20 protein-coding genes and 1 pseudogene are annotated in these 16,878 nt (G+C 58.4%); 13 read left to right on the top strand and 8 right to left on the bottom strand.

Annotation, left to right across the window (positions count from 1 at the left end; all coding sequences use genetic code 11):
- Positions 1 to 11 precede the first annotated feature (11 nt).
- The 3 genes from DOD19_RS26345 to DOD19_RS26330 all read left to right on the top strand — a co-directional run bounded on the left by DOD19_RS26345 (position 12) and on the right by DOD19_RS26330 (position 2,095).
- The gene (locus DOD19_RS26345) at positions 12 to 269 is read left to right on the top strand and encodes a hypothetical protein (protein WP_024979459.1); all 258 of its coding nucleotides are present in this window, start codon (positions 12 to 14) and stop codon (positions 267 to 269) included.
- A 212-nt stretch (positions 270 to 481) separates the two neighbouring features.
- A complete protein-coding gene (locus DOD19_RS26340) occupies positions 482 to 706 on the top strand; it encodes a hypothetical protein (protein ID WP_024979460.1) in 225 nt (74 codons plus the stop codon).
- Between the two features lie 495 nt (positions 707 to 1,201).
- Positions 1,202 to 2,095 carry a hypothetical protein gene (locus DOD19_RS26330; RefSeq protein WP_024979462.1) on the top strand — a complete coding sequence of 298 codons (894 nt, stop codon included), beginning with the start codon at positions 1,202 to 1,204 and terminating at the stop codon, positions 2,093 to 2,095.
- A gap of 69 nt (positions 2,096 to 2,164) precedes the next feature.
- Here the strand turns inward: DOD19_RS26330 and DOD19_RS26325 are convergent, their stop codons facing one another.
- From DOD19_RS26325 to DOD19_RS26295, 5 genes are all read right to left on the bottom strand, one after another.
- On the bottom strand, positions 2,165 to 3,526 hold the full coding sequence (locus DOD19_RS26325) for a type II toxin-antitoxin system HipA family toxin (protein WP_024979463.1): 1,362 nt from the start codon (positions 3,524 to 3,526) through the stop codon (positions 2,165 to 2,167).
- The gene (locus DOD19_RS26320; RefSeq protein ID WP_024979464.1) at positions 3,526 to 3,906 is read right to left on the bottom strand and encodes a helix-turn-helix transcriptional regulator; all 381 of its coding nucleotides are present in this window, start codon (positions 3,904 to 3,906) and stop codon (positions 3,526 to 3,528) included. Before DOD19_RS26320 ends, DOD19_RS26325 begins: the two co-directional genes overlap by 1 nt.
- 543 nt (positions 3,907 to 4,449) lie before the next feature.
- Positions 4,450 to 4,902, bottom strand: coding sequence for a DUF6283 family protein (locus tag DOD19_RS26310; protein WP_231973527.1), 453 nt, complete (start codon positions 4,900 to 4,902; stop codon positions 4,450 to 4,452).
- A gap of 260 nt (positions 4,903 to 5,162) precedes the next feature.
- Entirely contained in the window at positions 5,163 to 5,552 is a 390-nt protein-coding gene (locus DOD19_RS26300) for a hypothetical protein (RefSeq protein WP_024979467.1), read from the bottom strand.
- Between the two features lie 24 nt (positions 5,553 to 5,576).
- Complete coding sequence (locus DOD19_RS26295; RefSeq protein ID WP_024979468.1) at positions 5,577 to 5,780, bottom strand: hypothetical protein; 204 nt, start codon at positions 5,778 to 5,780, stop codon at positions 5,577 to 5,579.
- Positions 5,781 to 6,087: 307 nt separating this feature from the next.
- Between DOD19_RS26295 and DOD19_RS26290 the strand changes: the two genes are divergently transcribed.
- From DOD19_RS26290 to DOD19_RS26245, 8 genes are all read left to right on the top strand, one after another.
- Positions 6,088 to 6,438: a hypothetical protein gene (locus DOD19_RS26290; RefSeq protein ID WP_024979469.1), complete on the top strand. Its 351-nt coding sequence runs from the start codon at positions 6,088 to 6,090 to the stop codon at positions 6,436 to 6,438.
- Positions 6,439 to 6,653: 215 nt separating this feature from the next.
- Positions 6,654 to 7,235 carry a hypothetical protein gene (locus tag DOD19_RS28070; protein ID WP_024979470.1) on the top strand — a complete coding sequence of 194 codons (582 nt, stop codon included), beginning with the start codon at positions 6,654 to 6,656 and terminating at the stop codon, positions 7,233 to 7,235.
- Between the two features lie 249 nt (positions 7,236 to 7,484).
- Entirely contained in the window at positions 7,485 to 8,168 is a 684-nt protein-coding gene (locus DOD19_RS27630; RefSeq protein WP_162634494.1) for a hypothetical protein, read from the top strand.
- A 25-nt stretch (positions 8,169 to 8,193) separates the two neighbouring features.
- Positions 8,194 to 8,379, top strand: coding sequence for a hypothetical protein (locus DOD19_RS26275; RefSeq protein WP_152543762.1), 186 nt, complete (start codon positions 8,194 to 8,196; stop codon positions 8,377 to 8,379).
- A 275-nt stretch (positions 8,380 to 8,654) separates the two neighbouring features.
- Positions 8,655 to 9,119, top strand: coding sequence for a hypothetical protein (locus DOD19_RS26270; protein WP_064809138.1), 465 nt, complete (start codon positions 8,655 to 8,657; stop codon positions 9,117 to 9,119).
- Between the two features lie 8 nt (positions 9,120 to 9,127).
- Complete coding sequence (locus tag DOD19_RS26265; protein ID WP_024979482.1) at positions 9,128 to 9,388, top strand: hypothetical protein; 261 nt, start codon at positions 9,128 to 9,130, stop codon at positions 9,386 to 9,388.
- A gap of 536 nt (positions 9,389 to 9,924) precedes the next feature.
- Positions 9,925 to 10,236, top strand: coding sequence for a hypothetical protein (locus DOD19_RS26250; protein ID WP_024979503.1), 312 nt, complete (start codon positions 9,925 to 9,927; stop codon positions 10,234 to 10,236).
- Positions 10,233 to 10,676: a hypothetical protein gene (locus tag DOD19_RS26245; protein ID WP_024979504.1), complete on the top strand. Its 444-nt coding sequence runs from the start codon at positions 10,233 to 10,235 to the stop codon at positions 10,674 to 10,676. The genes DOD19_RS26250 and DOD19_RS26245 overlap by 4 nt, the downstream gene beginning before the upstream one ends.
- Before the next feature lie 1,111 nt (positions 10,677 to 11,787).
- Here the strand turns inward: DOD19_RS26245 and DOD19_RS26235 are convergent.
- A pseudogene (locus DOD19_RS26235) lies at positions 11,788 to 12,060 on the bottom strand (transposase domain-containing protein); the annotation flags it as partial.
- A gap of 448 nt (positions 12,061 to 12,508) precedes the next feature.
- Here DOD19_RS26235 and DOD19_RS26225 point away from each other — a divergent pair.
- Together DOD19_RS26225 and DOD19_RS26220 are read left to right on the top strand one after the other, a co-directional pair.
- A complete protein-coding gene (locus DOD19_RS26225) occupies positions 12,509 to 12,874 on the top strand; it encodes a hypothetical protein (protein ID WP_024979512.1) in 366 nt (121 codons plus the stop codon).
- Between the two features lie 153 nt (positions 12,875 to 13,027).
- Complete coding sequence (locus DOD19_RS26220) at positions 13,028 to 13,579, top strand: hypothetical protein (RefSeq protein WP_231973512.1); 552 nt, start codon at positions 13,028 to 13,030, stop codon at positions 13,577 to 13,579.
- Here DOD19_RS26220 and DOD19_RS26215 read toward each other — a convergent pair.
- Positions 13,568 to 14,485, bottom strand: coding sequence for a hypothetical protein (locus DOD19_RS26215; protein ID WP_024979514.1), 918 nt, complete (start codon positions 14,483 to 14,485; stop codon positions 13,568 to 13,570). The genes DOD19_RS26220 and DOD19_RS26215 overlap by 12 nt on opposite strands.
- Positions 14,486 to 14,488: 3 nt before the next feature.
- Positions 14,489 to 15,601 carry a type IV toxin-antitoxin system AbiEi family antitoxin gene (locus DOD19_RS26210; RefSeq protein WP_024979515.1) on the bottom strand — a complete coding sequence of 371 codons (1,113 nt, stop codon included), beginning with the start codon at positions 15,599 to 15,601 and terminating at the stop codon, positions 14,489 to 14,491.
- Positions 15,602 to 16,878: the final 1,277 nt, after the last annotated feature.

Raw genomic sequence — 16,878 nt, 5'->3', positions numbered from 1 at the left:
AGGAACACAACATGGCAGCTAAGAAAAATGCGGCACTCACCTTCGGGCTCCTGGTGATTCTTGTCTTGTGTACGCTGAAGATCCCAGGTAATGGATTGACGGCCGTGGCCATGCAGGCGGCAGCTGGCGTCGTCGCGTATCTCTTCATGATGAACTTCTGCACCTTCCTTGGAAGCGTCTTTGTCGGCACGAAAGATGCCAATAGCGACAAAGCCGACGGTGCGGTAGATGGATCCTTTGGTCACCAAATCCACGGCGAGAGCCGCTAAGGAATCCACTATGGAAAAAGTAATCGGCTGCAGAACTTGGCTGTTTGCCTGCGCGTCGCTTGCGATCTGGCTGATGGCCATGCACTTCGTGTACGTGACGGTGGGCAGGGCGGCGATTGGTCCATGGTCGGCCCTGGGCGCTTTGACTGTGCCCGCGATTTGGTTTCTTGCGCGCCGAGTGTTGTTTTGGCATCGCCGTAGGGGGCATGGCCATGAACGAGCGTAAACGCCGAATCCTCGAGCGTGCGGCAAACGCTGCTGAAGTCCTCATCTTTCTCAGTGCGGTCATCACTGGCTGGTTGGTCTTTTTCGGCCAAGATGAGATGCTCGGCTTCTTCCTTTTCCCATCGTTCCTGTACTGTTTTGTTGGCGCTCTGTATGTAGTGCTATCGCGGCTAGCCATGACCATTCTGCGATCTCGCTATCCACACCATTAGGACGGATCTGCGGGCAAGCCGTCGCCGGCAGGCCCGCCTGGAAAGAAGCGTGAAGCGCGCGGAAGATCACGCTGTCACCCCTTGGGGCATTCAGCTGCTGGGGAACGCGAGGAATTCATCCGACCACTGAGGCAAAGCCGCTAACCGAGCAGCGGCCATCTCCTGGGAGCGGCCTGCGCGCGATCCGGATCAGCGCAGTGATTCCATTCCGTTCCGGGCACGCCCGAAATGGACACGCCCGTCCATCTTGAAGCGTGCTTCCGCGCGCGATCGGGTCCGCCGAACGCTGGCGAATATCCGGCCAACATGTCCTTCAAAGCCACCTTTGCCGGCAAAGCCTGCGCGCCCCATGCGATCGGGTTTGCCATGCGCATAGACCTGGTGACTTACCACATTGCTAGAGGGGGAAACGGCGCCACGGACCGCGCGTCAGGCCATCAATCGCGGCTGTATCATTTGGCATAGAAGAATCGGGTTCAACCTTGGGGAGGCGGCATGGCACGTGGGCAACCGAAAGTCGTTGTGGACGTGAAGGACATCGGCGGTGGTGAGCTTCAGTACACCGACACGGAAGGGAAGTCGCACACTTACTATCCGAACCGCCGCATCTGGTTGGAAGCGCAGACGCTCGAACTGCTGACTTTCCTGAGGGAGCCTCAGGAACAGGGTGATCTGCCGCAGCTGGTAACGCGCGTCCGAGGTACCGCGGTGCTCGAGGACTATTCGATCTCGGTGGTCGGCGACCCCACCTCGAAAGTCCGAAAACTGTCCATTGTTCTTGGAGCCGAGGAACCGCGCGCAACTCGTGAGGCGCCCGAACCCGGGCCCGACGGGTTCGAGTTTGGCCAGTTGGGTCGCGCGATGCTGGGCTTTAACAGAGGCGATTGGGAGATCGGGAACAGCGACGAATGGTGGGTCGAATGCTACTTGCCGAAGCCATTCATTGAGAACCTTGTCGCGGAAGTCCGTAACGGCGAGATCCACGATATGCAGTTGAGTCTCTCATTGCGTGGGCTCTATACAACCGAGCACACCATGGCGCCGGTGTCGTCGCGAGGCCATCTGTTCATCCGACCCAACAAGCGGGATAACACGATTGATCTCCCGGAGCTGGCCACCGGCTCAGTGCAATCGATTCACTTTGCATCGTCTAGCAGAGATCTGCGTAAGGCCGATGCGAATCAGGCAGAAGCGGGCCCCACGGCCGCGCTGCAGAGCGCAGATGACAGCCTTTTGAATGAGGACGTTGCCCCGGCCGCCGGCGCGGGGAATGATCCTGTGGCGACGGCCATCGATCATCTCATCGCGAGCCTGGACAAAATTCACGGCATCGTGAAGTGGGTAGGCCCTTGCATTGCGATCGCGTTGGCGATCATGGCCTTCAGGTAGGCAGCGGCTCCGCCGAGGGCATGTGCTCGCGTCGGCGGCCGACTGCCGCTATTCTCGGTTGGCCGTGAGCTATGCTGCTGCGTGGCGCTCCAGACGTGCACGGGCGGACGCCACCATGGGTTGGCTGTTGAAGAAGGCCAACAAGTTTTCCTTCTGCCGGGCAGTGAGTTTCGACTCTTCAATCATCTGCGGCCACGCCTTGACCGCGTTTTGCACGGTTTGCATAACGACTGTGGCCAAAGGTTTCTCGGGCAAGCCTAGGTTCTCGCTGAATCTGCGTAGGATTGTCGGACTCAAGCGCTGCTTCGGTGCAGGCTTATCCTTTGGCGGCGGCGGCAAGAGTTCTGGCGGGATGATGTAGAGCCCGTGCCCTTGGCGGTTGTTGTAGGCGCTGTAGGCCACGATATCGTACGCTGGCGAAAGCGTTGGGCTTACACCGTCCAGGTAGAGCACACCGATGTTCTTGATGTGCATGTCGGGGTTTCCCAGCAACTCGTTCACGGTGATCCGGCGCAGCAACTCATGGATCGCCGGTTCGCCAAGTGTGGGTTCGTCCAACATGACGGCGGCAATGTCGAAGTAGCTCGAGCGGTATTTGTTCTCGGGCTGAATCTCCAGAATCTGCCCGAAGTCTTCCGCGTGGATACGGCCACCAGGGGACCGATCAAATCGCGTGACGGCCAGAAAGTTTGTCTTGCCGGTCGTTTCATCCCCCAAGTCGTAATTGTGCTCAACGGCGAGCTTTTCCAACGGCTCGAGCGTGACCTCGCATACCGTGACGCCGGCTGCGGCTGCAAGGCGCAGGGAAAGGTCTTCAAGTTCCGGGAGGAGGGCGTAACCAACCACCGGCAGCTTGGCGATGATGTGCGTGTCCTGCAATTTGGTACGCGCCACGTAGCGGTCGCCTTCCTTCAAGACGCCCAGCTTGGCTTGCATGCCTGATACCGACATGCCGTCCTCCATCGGCTCAGCGACTACGCTCATTTCGAGCGAATCAGCGTCCTGTGTGACCAGGTGAGCGACCTCCTGGAAGTCGAGCTCAACGGGACGCGCGGAGACGTTACCAGGCAGGTCTCGCCCCGTGGCAGCGAGCATTTCAAAGTGATCATCCGGTTCGCACTTGCGTTCCGCTGCGATGTGGTCGCGGAACACGCCCTCCGGCAGCAATCCCTGAAAGAATGCCGGGAGGAGGAAGGCGTCCTTTTTGGCCGAGTAGCTGCCGTTGAATACCGGCTGGGTGACATCTGCCCAGAACGCGCGCTGCTGAGCAGGGTCTGCCGCCTGCATAGAGAGGGAGAGCGTCGGCGGTTGCGGCAGGTCGATGTAGTCGTCGCTCGCGACGAAGCGAATGATCGGGTCATCCGTCCCGTACTTGAACAGGGTGCCGACACGCAGCGTGCCGATGTTGATTGCCAGGGCGCGAAACAGCATCACGCGCCTCCCTTGCGCACACGTGCCAGTCGCGCTTGGACTTTGCTTTGGATTCCCGAAGTCCGTTCCTTTCCGGATTCGCTACCTCGGAGTGAGGCCTTCAGACCATCAATGCGGAGTTGTGGGCGCTCAACGGTCGAACGGGCACTATTCCCGGACGGAAACATTGCACGCGCCTCTTTGGGTACCAACACCAACTCCAAGCCAAGCCGGTCGGCCACCGCCATGAGCGTGGACACTTTGAAGTCTTGGTCGCCGCTCAGCACGTGGCTGAGTGTCCTGTATGTGACTCCTGCGTCGGCGGCGAGCTGCATCTTGCCGTACCGACGCTTGCTCGCGCGCTCGGCGAGCGCCTTCGAAACTTCGCCCAAAGTGATCATGGTGGTACTAAAGTGTCATTGCTGATCGAAATTATACTTTAGTACCATCTTCCAAACTTTCCAAGGGGTGTGTAGAAGTAGTAGTAAAGTATCAACCGGCGCGAGGATGATACTTTAGTATCACTTCTGACTTGCACCAAAGTGCAATTTCACAAGCAAATGATACTTTAGTACCTGAGCGGAGCCGGGTGCTCGCCCATGTGCGTCACCAGGCGCTATGGTGCGCTCCAGACGGGGTCTTCCCAAGCGTGAGTGCCGACGTCTACCCTCACTCCACTCGTGGTTTGCACGGCGGCGCGTCGATGAAACCAACGTGGGATAGATCGACGGTAATTGCGCTCTCAAATCGGTCTGTGCCGGTGTAAGGTCGTGCCCACTGACGACGCTCCTTCGGTGTTCTCTTCGAGCAGACGCGCTCGTGGCGGCGCTTCCACACCTTGCATAGCCCCTGCATGTCGCGGTTGAAAATGGTGAACAACCGAAACTCTGCGCCGCAGTGGTTGCAGCTGGCATAGCCAGTGTTGTTGAGTCCCGTGGTCGAAATCAGTCCCGGCAGGCACCCAAAACTGGATCGTCCGGCGCCACGCCATTTGCGATCGCCATCGCACGATAGTTCTCGTGAAGCTCGTGGCCGCCATCGACCACGTCGCTGAAACTGTCGCCTCTAACCATCTTGAGTCGGACCGCGAGGTTGTGTGCCGCACCCCGAAGTAGGAAGCCGGCGCACATCGCAGGATTGCTCGTGCCGGAATCGTGGCAGGCAAAAGTATGGGAACTCATGTCGTACGCCGTCTCCGCCGAATGACGAAACGCCTCGGCCGGAAACTCCCCAACGGCGTCGACGCGCCATGGGCACTTGTCGCACGGGCGACGTCGATAGCTTCCTTTCCCGCCCTCGGATGTCACCACCTGGTGATCAGGGCCCGCTGGTCGTGTGCGCGTGATTTCTGGTGCTGATCGAGACATCGACATTCCCTCTTTGGTAACCCAGATCATGGTGCGATCGTGACGAGCGTCGAGCAATGCCCATTACGCAGCATTACCCGAAATCCGGATGAGAAACAGTTCCCAGAATGCAGGGTCCATGCGTCGTGCGCCGCCTTCCCACAATTCCCATGCACGAGTCGTCTTGTAGATGAGCCGCGCAGCTGCAGCCTGGGAAATGCCAGCGCGTAACCGGGCAGCTTTGATATCGGCCGGCGGAGGATTGCCGGGAGGGCGGGGTGCGTCCTGCCGGCGTTCAGTGCGAAACGGCATCAGTGATCCGTGTAGATGACGTGGCCGACGACCTGGCCGTTGGCCAGCAGGGCCGACGAAGCATAGTGAAACGGGCACTCTTCATCCGTATTCATGGGCCTCTGTGCGCCCACTGACACTGCATGCAACTGACCATCCTGATCGCAGTAGAAAAAGTCCGGGAGCGGCCCGTCAAAGCAGTCCTGCAGGTCGAATGCCCGGCTGATCGCAGCTTCTGTGGTTGGCCACAGCTTCTTCTTACCGTCGTCGAGCACGCGCACCTCGAAAAATCGAGAGGCATACAAGGCGTTCATTTCGGCCTGCTGGTCGCGAATGAGCTGGCACGCAGCACTGTAGGCCTCATTGATGCCCTTCGTTTCGAGAATGCGGTCAATAGTGGGGTTTGCCATGTTCGTCTTCTGGCTCTCACTTCGTTATTCGAGATTGGACAAAGCGTCTTCGGGGTCGGTGTCGGTCAACATGACCTGTGCGGCGCAGGCCCCTTGCCATGCCTCCGCTTCGTGCGGATGGGTCGCACGATCGAATCGGTAGCCCTCGGGTGCCGTGTACCCGCGGATCTCGTAGAGCTTTCGCGCAAGGGCATTGGTTTGGTCAATCACTTCCTGTTCGGTACGCATTCTTCACTCTCAAGATGGTTTGCGCGGGCATTGCGCCGTGGCGCCGATCACAGATCAAACGATACCGAACAATGTTCGGCGTTCAAGCCTGCCCAAGAACGGTTTGAAGGTGGAGAAACAAACAGATTCCTGTTGGGAATTGTCGTGCTATCCTTCCAACGAATTCCAACGGTAGCTGGGCCGAATGCCAGCCTGCCGCTGCCAACCGGCTGCGGTTCTATTCACCGCCAGGTGGATCTCTTCAACCCATGCGGGGCTAGTGACCCCATGGGGCGCCTGCTTCGCTGATTCCTTTTCGGAGCAGGAAATGTCGATCAATAAGCTTCACCCGCATGATGTCCAGGTAACTGGAGGCCTTCTGTCGCTGGTGCTGGTGATTCGCAACGCTGCAGTGCTGTACCAGTCCGAAGCGGTCATGGCTCACCTCCTCGAGCTGCCGCTGCCCAAACCAAGCGATTACTTGATGCGTTGTAAGGACTTGTTCTACAAGACCTATGCAGAGCAAGTGACGAAGGTCGGGCTCTCTCTGGATGACGCTACTTTCCAGGCAATCGTTCTCGGACGGCTGCCGGCAGAGGTGGTGGATGCGAAGTTCGGTGATTTGGAAGCGAACTGGGTGTTCAATCCAATCCGCCGCGAGACGTGGCGCAAGCTCTAATGCAAGCCGCACCGTGCCCACAATCGACATTTGTCGGCTGTGGGCATCGTGTCACCTTCGATTCAACAGAGGATCTGCCGAGAATGAGCAGGCTCTTTCCAGAAATTCCTGGAAAGAAATTGTGACGGTCTGAGCAGTAGCATCAACGCCTTGGGGCACGAGTTGCCCTGATGGGGTTTGCTCGTGCTCCTTTCAGGAGGGGTACGGAAATGAACATGAAATCGGACACGGCAGAGTTTGACACCGAGATCGTCGGGTTGAACAAGCGGCAGTTGACGGCGCGGGTGCTGACGATGGAGCAGGAACAAGCCAAGCGTGAGCAGCTGCTTGGAGATCCTGCCAGGCTGGCCGAGTACGCGGTAGACAAGGGTCTGCCAGTCAGCGAAATGCGAGAGTTGCTCCAGGCTAACCACCGGAACAACGCTCCGCGCCTCGCGCGGTACAAGGAAGTTCTTGCAATCAAGCCCGATGCTCGGCGTGTGCAATTCGGTTGGACGGAATTGCCGCCCGATGCAGTGTTTCCACCCAGTGTCGGTGACCAGCATCAATCACCTGGCGTGGCCAACCGAAATCAGAGTGCAGACACGTCGCATTTAGTGGCACTCCATGAGCGCTTATTGCGTGAGCGCGCCCGGCTCGCAACAGCCGGATCCGAAGAGGAAAGGGCTGTGCGGCAGGTATGGGTCGCTCAGGCTGAGCGCGAGCTCGAGGGCGAACTGAAGTTCCTCGGCATGGATGGCGGTACTGAGGTTGCCGAAATCAGTGACGATGATGTGCTGGCTGAGCTTGGGAAGTAACCCGCCGGGCCAGGTTTCAGCGGCCAACCTCCAGAGACGTCGACATAGGTAACCAGGTTTACCGACGAATCGCGGAGGTCGTCCGTTTTGCAGGGAGCTCGCCGGCGCAGTAGCCGCCGGATTGAAGCCAACCAACGCGGCCTCTGAGCCGCGGTTCTGTTCACCACCTGGTGGACGTCTTTAACCCATGCGGGGCTTGTGACCCCGTGGGGGCACCTGCTTCGCAATTTTCTTTGTAGGAGCAGGAATATGCTGAACATCAAGCCCGAGTCGAGTACCCAAGTCGTAATCGAGCCTTCCGGCCTCAACGTCAATCGCGTGCTCGAGGAGGGCACGCCGGAAGTCTCGCAAAAGCCGACGAACGACTCTTCCTTTCCAGACCGTGTGCGATTTAACTGGGGATTCCACGATGGAACTGCCGAGGCAGAGCGGGCAAAGGTACGTGAAATGGATCAACATCCTGATCGTGTCTATGCCGCGGGCTATGTCCGTGGCGTACTGGCCTGGAAGAATCTGGGATACCGACCTGAAACAAGCGATGAAGCGTGGTCAACATTCCAGGGACATCGTGCCGGGCGGGCAGATGGAGAAAATCCGGAAAACGAAATCCCAGGCCCCGGAGAGTGCCAGACCTATCTGTACGATGACGGGACCGATTCGGGCTTCATCATTCGAAATGAAGGGAATGGCCTCTTCAAAGCGGAAGAGTGGCGCAACGGTGATATTGCTGACATCACGTATGGACCATACGCGCAGATGAAAGCGTGGACCGACACAGAATCGTCTTCCCACAATGCCTGGCGTACAGCAAACGGCTATGGCTCATTGCCGCTGCGCACGCTCAGCGAGTTATACGGGCTTTGGGATGCCCTCCGCGACGTCCCCGTTACCGAGGATGACAGACAACGACAGGCAAGTAGTCGAGCAGCGTAGCAACGGAAAAACTGAGGGAATGGCGATGTTCGCACCAACCACAGATCAGCGTGCGCAGGCACAAATCGACACACAGGCCCACTCTGGCAAGTTCATCCGAGACGACGGAAGTGCCGATCGATTCCGTACCAGCAGCCAAGCTCTCGCAGTCGTGTGGGCTGACCGCGCGATCGAGGCCGCACGGCGCAAGACGCCCGACCGTGTGGTCTGACAAGGAAAAATGCCCGTGAGCCGAAACGGTAAGAAGCCGCTCGATTGGGCCGGACTGCCTCGTCTCGATCCTCGTTACTACAACGAGGAAAGGGAGCTGATTGGTCATACCGTTGTCCCGATGGATCGTCCGTCGGATGGGGTGTTCTGGTGTCGAATTTGTGGAGGGCACCCGACCGATCCTATACATCAGCCCGGATATAAACCGTAACGGGAAAGGAAACAACATGGCCATCTGGTTAGCACTCGGACTTGTCGCACTCGTGGCTCTCACCATTGCCGTCGCTGCCCAACGCCGCGCGGCTGATGATCCCGCTGTGGACCGTGTCCGTTCAGCCGTTCAAGAAGTTTGGGAGTCGGTCCGTCACGTTGACGCGAATGGTGTCGAGCAACGACACAAAGATGGTGATCAATGAAAGGAAAAGTCAGATGAAAATTGCGCACCGATTCGCTCTGAGTATGGGCTGCGTACTGATCTACTCAATGATCGCCATTGGGCTCTTCTTTATCGTCCACCGTGCATGGAATGGCGTTTGCGGGAATCTCAGCCTCTCGCCCATGGCAGATAATCCGCCACTAGGTCTATGCGCTCTGTCCGGCCTCGCCTTACTGGCCTATTTGCCGCTGGCCGGTGCTGGAGTCGTCTACCTCGTCGCCTGGATCTATCGGCGCTTGAGAGGCGCTGACAAGGCCTCCGAACTTCCCAACGAGTTCATCAGCCCGGTGCCTCGCGCCCGCTAACTGGAAAAATGAAAGCGAAAGAACTGCGAGCGCTCATTGAGGGCATTGCCGACGATCAGGACATCGAGCTGTGCATCGAGACGGATGAGATGCAGTTGTGGAGCGGCCAAATTGAGTCCGCATCGCTTCAGGCCGGCGAGACCGGCAACCCGTGCGTTGTCGTGCAATGCGGCGATGACGAAGTGAACGCTGCTGATGCTGGTCCTCCGTATGGGAACGCCGAGAACGATCAAGTAGAAGTGGTGGTTCGCGCGCCTGACATTCATTAATGGGTAAACAGTAATGAGCGCATCAAGAGAAAACTTACTTCGCGTGCAGCAGCAACGAGACGCCGTTAGAGCCGCCTGCAAAGCAGGCGGCATTCAGAACGATGTGCGGCTTGCAGCTGCCGACGCTGCGTACAAGGAGGCGGAAAGGCAGTATCGCGAAATTCAACGCGGGAAGATTGTGGCCGGTGTGTGCTTTGCGGCGGCGTGCGGTGCGGTTGGGCTTGCCCTCGGCTTACCCGCTTGGGGCGTTGCAGCCATCTTCTTGGGTGGAGTCGGTGTGGTCAAACTCCTGACTATTTGAACAGGGAAGAAAGCGTCCAAGCGCAGCGAGCGTACGGTAGAAGAATGGCTAGCGGCGGAGCCAGTTGCGGTCCATCGCGAGGCGAGCTTTCAGGCCGACAAGTTGGGGCTGAAGAGGCCGTCGATGCAGGATGTCGAGCGTGCAGAACGATTGGCGACGGGGCATACGGACTACGCGTCAAAATGGGCAATCGGCGTTGCTGAAGCCATGACGCCCACCCGCGGCTAACAGAGCGATGCTGCTGCACTACGAGACGGTTGCGGACGCCCAGGCTGCGGCATTCCAGTTGGAGCGACTGGGGGGAACGGCATGTCGGTTGCTCGAGCAATGCGTCGGAGCGCAAGAGTTGAAACGCACGAAGGTCTCCCAAACGGCGCTCAGACTTTCCGACGCCGGCTTCCTCTTCATCCGAGAAAGCGGCAACTTGTGGCGGCAGGAGATAGCGCTGCTTCCCTCTTTGGCTGGCGAGGAGGCGCTCGACGCTCTTGCCCAGATGCAAGCGAACAAGCGCGCTATCGTCGGTACGGACGAGAAGGACCATCAATGAGCCAGTTGCAGCCTGTCGAAGAACTTTGTTCGAGCATTCGAGGCATCTTTGAGCATTTGCTTGCCATCGAAAAAATCGCCGGCACAGCGGGGACGTGCTTGTACGGGTCGATCCTGCTCCAGCAGGCGCTCGACCGATTTGGAAACTGTGAAACGGTGGTCCGCGGTGGGGATGGGGCCGGTGACGGCGGCGCGCAGGACAAGACCGGGGCCTGGCACGGCCACTATTGGGTCGAAGGGCGGACTCAAGATGGGAAACCGTTCTTGGCCGATATCACAGCGGATCAGTTTGGCTGGCCGCCCGTCGTCGTCCTCCCGTTGGGAGAGGGGCGCGGAAGATACCAACCTGGCGATGACGCGACTTGCGGTCGCGCGGTAGAGTTTGAGCTTGCTCAAATGCTTGGCGCCGGTGGTGCGCTTGAAAAGGCCGCTGCGCAATGAAGCCGCCGGCACCACTTTTCGAGTTGACGTACCAACACAACCGGCGCAAGCACCGACACCGGTGTCGATGCTGTTTGCGGATCGTGGAAGCTGGGGAACAAGTCTTGATGGCGCGCGTGCCTACGGGTTTCGTAGTCGGCCAAAACAAGACCTGGGTCTTGCATCTCGCTTGTGGCGACAAGCAGCATGGCAAAGGGCCATGGTTACATCGAGACGCACTGCGGCAAAGTGGAGTGGAGCACCTGAGAAATTCGGGATGGACGAAACTGCACGATGACCCTCGCGCCCGCCTGACCGGCAACTGGCAGCGCATTGAGGACGGCACGTTCGTTCCAGACTTGAGTCAGGAAGCCGACGACGTCCGGTTGGGATATATGACGGCGGACCAGCTGGAGAGTCTCGGCGCCCGCATGCGAGCTGAGTATGCGCGGGCGATGCATGAGCTAGGCGCAATGCCACCATTCGCGGACCTTATGGGTGCCGATGGCAACCCATAACGGGGGATGCGCGGTGACGGGTGCCGCACCAAAGACCGTGCCGGCCGAAGCCAGATAGCCACGGCTGAAAGCGTCCTTGACGGACGCCCAGATGAGCAACATCAAAGTGGCCCCCACGTTCAACAGTGATACCATTTCCTAGCAAGAAGTTCGGCGGCATAAAATGGCCGACGCTGTAGCTTGGTTCGCTGATTAATTTCGACCAGCCAGCGACAACTAGCGGTGGGATCCTCGTGGAAGAACTGAATCTAAGGAATTCGTACGCCCTCATCCCGTACGTCGCCGTAGGCGTGATGGCTGCTGTCAGTGCATGGTCCGCATGCAGTGCGTATCTCGGCAAGCGAAAGACAAAGCGCGCTGCGGAAGATTGTCAAACCGTCGAGCAGACGATCTTTCGATCTGAGGCGCTTGAACAGTTTTGGGCGCTGCGCATGCTACCCAATGCCTTGGCCGGCGAGGGCATGTTCAAGGAACACTATATCCGGGGCATGCTCTCGACAATTCGGCGGATACACGCCGATCTGCTGCAGCTGGCCAGGCAAGTTCAAATTGGAATTCCTCTGACGCCAGCACAGCGCGAACACCGTAAGCACCCGGTGAACCCGTCTTGCCAGCTAGGTGGCGCTGGGCGTCCAGCGATGCGGGAGCAGTTCGGCGATGTCGGCCGCCTTGTGGGTCGGCAGTCGCGTGAGGACGTCTTTCAGATAGGCGTAGGGATCGTGCCCGTTGAGCTTGGCCGATTGGATCAGGCTCATGACGGCAGCCGCGCGTTGACCGGCGCGCAGTGAGCCTGCAAACAACCAATTGGAGCGACCCAGGGCAACCGGCCGGATCTGTCGCTCGACGTGGTTGTTGTCGATGGGCACCGTCGGGTCGTCGAGGTATTGGCGCGACACACCCGAGCACTTAGAGGCTCACTACGTAGAGGGCATTCGCTGAACTCTATCAACGATTGGCGCGTGGCGCCCCGCGTAAGGGCCGGAAGCCCGGTATGACAGAAATTATGGTCAGTCGAATGTGCCTCCCGCCGGCGGAATTGAGCCAGTCCACGCGCGCCGAATTTATGGCGCTGCAAGTGACCGAGATAGAGTTTCTGCAGGCGGTGAATGTCGGCCATCAAGGGGGCTATGTTTCGTACTCCCAAGCCGGTTCATGCCCCCCCCTTGGAAATCATCGCTCCGTGCTCGGTTGCACGCGCACTTCCGGTACGGCGGCATTCGATGCCGTTCTGAAAGAGCATAAGAGTGGCTAATCCTCATAGCCGTACGCCAGAACTCAGGCAGTGAGCCTGGCGAGCCGAAGCGGCTCCATCGACAAATTGAAGGTGACGCAGGTATGAGCGATTTTTCGACTATCAAGATCGCGCAAGACTGCGATCTGTTTCCCGTGGCAGCCCGTACGGGCTGGTCCTTCCAGTCAAAGGATATGCCAGACGACGAAGAGTACTCATGCTGCGTCGACGGGGAGATTGACGCTACTGGACGCTTCGTCCGCATCGACGATCGCGGGCGTTTCTGGAATCCGGAACTGAACGGCTGGATTCATCTCGGCAGTGAGTTTGAATTCTCGCAACTCGAGTTGGTGTGCCGGTTCGTTGGCGGGCGAGTGGTCGAGGTGCGAGATGGGCACGGTGTGATGATTGAAGACGGTTCGGAGTTGCCTGGCGCGTACTGGTCTCCAAATGTCTGGGTCAGACTGTAATTGGCCTAGCCGTATCGGCTGGGCCTAAAGCAGCTCGGAATAGAGGGCATAGCCTCTCCTATCCTGGGCCTTGGAATTGCCGCGGGGCACGTCCAAGTCCTCAAAAGCCCAGCAAAACGCTGTCGAGCGTTAGCCTTTATTGCATCGGCCTTCGTGACCACGCAAACCGAACTGAAAAAGGGGATTCGGAGTGACAAGGAGATCTGCTTCATGTTTGTAAGCTCACGGCGCCATCGGCTTGAAACTGACAAGCTGACCTCCCAACTGCGGGAACAAGACCAGGTGATAGATGGGCTGGCGGCACGGATAGCGATGCTGGAGCGCACACGTCACGATTTCGTGGAAGAGATGCGCTACGTGCTCGAGTCTGGCGCTTCCGTCCTGGCCAGGGAGGATGAGCAGACGAGCGATGCACTAAGGACCTTGGGTCACGTTCTGCCTTACCTTCTCAGTGGAAAGCGCCACTGGAGCGATCCGGCCTTTCCGGAATCGGCGGCATCCGCTCGGGGCGAGGCGCAGAAGCTGGCTGAAGCGCACGGCTTTGTCCTGCCCAGTGATCCGGAGGAGGCAGTCAAAGCAATGTTGGCTCTTGCAATGATGCTGTTCACTCCAGAGCAGTCCTTGACGGTTGAGGGATTGCGAGTCCTTCATCCGTCTAACGCATGGCCGCTTGAGGAAGGCCAGTCGGACCGACTAATCGGCTGAAACAACGCTTCTGCGGGTGGCCTGGATGCTGTCAAGCAACGCTTGGACGAGGCCTGAAGCAAAGCGCTGTTCACGGACGAGATCATCGTCATCTCCGCTATCGCCGTAGAAGTGCGCGAACGAAATCGGCCCCAACTTAAGGTAACCCTCGCCGTGCTCATCATCACAAAAGCGAAGGCGCAGGGCTTCTAGGCCAGCTTGGATCGCACCAGGGTGGAGCCCGGACTGCTCCCGGTCCACGAACATCTTGGCTACCTCTTCTGGCGTGCCGGCGTAACGCAGAACGTGGATAAGGTCCGCCGCATCCTTGTTCTCGTGGCGATCGTCCAGTGCCAGCGCCTTCAGAATGATGAAGGCCGGAACGTCTGCGAACCGCACCGTTTCAGTCGACGTCCCAGCGCCGTCAAGTAGCTCGGCGGTGACTACACGTTCCTGGTACCAGTCGTGAACGATCCCGACGTACTGGACGGTCAATGCCGAAACGCGCTCGCCGTCGATGCTTACAGGCCTACCAGGATTCGCTTCCCCGGCATCTTGTAGGAATTCGATCACCACGTGCAGGTGTTCGTCCACTTTCCGCTTCCAACGCCACGCAGTGGACTTGCCTTCGGCATTCACGTGCCGCTCGAAGCCTCGCTTCTTCAACTGATCGGCTAACGATGCGTAGCCCTCACCGTCAGCGAGCACCCGAATGTTGAGGACTACATCGACGTCGGACGTACCGGCGTGAGCTGGCACATCCGGCGGCGCAGCAGGAGTGAGGTAGCGGGGCACCAGGCCACCAACAAGTCGCAGTGATTTTTTGAGGCTGCCGAATGCCCCCATAAGCGTGAGCAATGCGCGTTCGCAGGCAATGGTCACCTCGGGTTGATAGCCGGCGGCACTTGTCGGTTTGATTGCAGACATGGATTAGATCCCCAGTTTCTCTAGTAGGTGTGCGGCCAGTTCTTTGTTGCGACCTCGGCCGTCGAGCAGATCCAAATAGAGGATGAACGGACTCGCTGAGTGGGCCTCATACAGCGGATGGACTTCGCTGAACATGAGGCTCGCGCCGGTGCGCTCTATCAGGGTGACGTTGTGTCCCTTGCTGACGGGCTTCAGCCTCAAGGCGTCAGCTAGCTCTTGAACGCGATTGGGCGGCACGATGATTTCAGCGGTATCGACGCTGGTAAGAAGCGGTGCGAAATCATTGGCCGCTGCGGTACCAGTGAACGCCCATGGGAAGTTGGTCCCCGACTTGTCGGCCTGCGCAGATAGCTCAAAGATCAGGTTTTTTGGGTTCTGGGTGAACACGTAGTAGCGGTGCCGCTGCTCCTTGCGCTTTGTCCATTGCTCCGCCCATGCATCGAGCAGTCGTCGCGGTTGCGTGAGCATGCGGCGGAGGGTGCGGCCGGCTCCGCTCGACTCGCACCACTCACGACGTTCGAGGTCCTGCAAAACCAATGAGCACGTGTACTGAGACGCTTGGGAAACCCGAGCGAGTTCGCTGCCCGTGAGCCATTCGCCACGATGCATGAGCAAAGCGTGGACGACCATCTCCCTCGCATCCGTGAAGAGTGTAGTTGCCTCTCTCTTTGCAACAGTGAGCGGCGGACGCTCTATGTCGAGCCACCAGTGGTGCCGGCGCAGGTGCAGATTGCCATTTCGCTCAAAGTAGGCAATCCCTCGATTCCGAAGTTGCTCGCGGGCGCCTGGACTAAGCGCCTCGGCTGCCACCATGGGAATGATTTCCATATCGGGACCAGCAGCCAGCTTGTATTCTTCGAGCCGCCACACCGCGCCTTGGATGTCGCGTGGGTAGGCGTGGCGGAGCGTTTCGACCGCAATATTGAGAGTTTCGCCGGCCGCCTCCAGCCTTAGAAGAAGATCGAGCCGGATGCCTTGGCCCGTCTCCACTTCGTCTGCGCGACTGACGATCCTGCCGTTGGTCCTTTCGGTCAATGCGATGCAAAGGAGGTCACCCATCTCGTACTGGTGTGCGAGACGAGTGCTCTCTGCTGCGGATTGAGGATCTTCGATCATGTGAAGACGGATTCGTTAGTTTTGCTGTACAGCAAAAGTACCTAGGATGGCGTTAGTTTAGCAAAAATCGCTAGTTTTGCTGTACAGCAAAACTAAAAGGTGACGCTTTAGTTTAGCGGGAAGCGCTGCTTTTGCTGCTAAAAGTGGTTCGTGAGGCACTTACGTGATCGTGCTGTACTGGGATTGCGCCGCATCCCGGTAAGCAGTCGCCTAACGTGGGTCATGTGGCGCTAAGTTCACTTCAGGCCCGATGTGACCAATAACGCGTTCGCACCTAGCGGCGCAGTTGTTCGGTCACCGGTCCCCGGATTCGAAGGGGCTTGGACAAACCTTCTCCAAATCCGAAGTCCGGTAGAGAACTGATCGTTACGGATTCGGGGCCAACACTGGCCAAGCCCTTCGAGCATTCCGAATTTTGACGCGGGAATTCACGAGCTGTAGTCGCGGCTATCAGGGGCTGCGTTCCTCATGCGGCACCAGTGAGTTCCGTTCGGGCCCTCGTAGGCGGTCGCACTAAGCCGCCGATGAGGCAAAAACCCAAACGCAATTCCCAATAGCGCTGCCCACGGGTCTCTCGATCCTCGCTCTGGAGTAGCGTGCAGACAACACCTGCAACGAGCAGATGTAAAGCGCACGCAGGTGCTTAAGAAATGTGGTGTGGTTGAGATGAAACAAAACAAGTTCCTGACAAGAACTAATGTGGCATACTCTGCCCTGTGCAAGTCGGAGCCATTGACCCGTTCGTCCATGGACCCTCTCACCTGATGGGCGAATAGGCCTCGATTTGTGCAACCCGCAGGTTCTACGGCGATCCCCATCTGTCGTCGAGAATCATTCCCCCGCGTCGTGCTGAGAAGCGCGACGTTTTTTTTTGAGCTTTTGGGCCTCAATTTGTGTGTCAAAGGGCACTAGACCTGATTCCACGCACGCCATCGAGCTCAGGGTTTGCTGGGCCGGTAGATCCGATAGGTAGCCTCGTTTCCGACCTTCGCGCACTCTCTGGCGTTAAGTCGGTCGCGCACGAATCGTCTACGCGAGAAACCAAGATTCCCCTCGTGCTTGGTGTTCATAAATTCGTGATGGGAAGTAAAATGGTTGGTCAATGAGGGCGGTTACTTCTTGGGTCTGGGGCGTAAGGAACTAGATAGGTGGCGTTGCTAGAAAGTCCAAGATTCCAACTTGGAGTGCAGCGGCCCCGCGTGAGGTGGCTCCATCAAAGTCAAAGGGGCTGCAGCCGAAGCATCGGATTGGTGTGACGCCAATGATCGATTCCCGAT

This window comes from Ralstonia sp. GX3-BWBA (genome assembly GCF_003290055.1).
GTDB classification, from domain to species: Bacteria; Pseudomonadota; Gammaproteobacteria; order Burkholderiales; family Burkholderiaceae; genus Ralstonia; species Ralstonia holmesii.
This window is presented reverse-complemented; position numbering and strand designations above follow the sequence as displayed.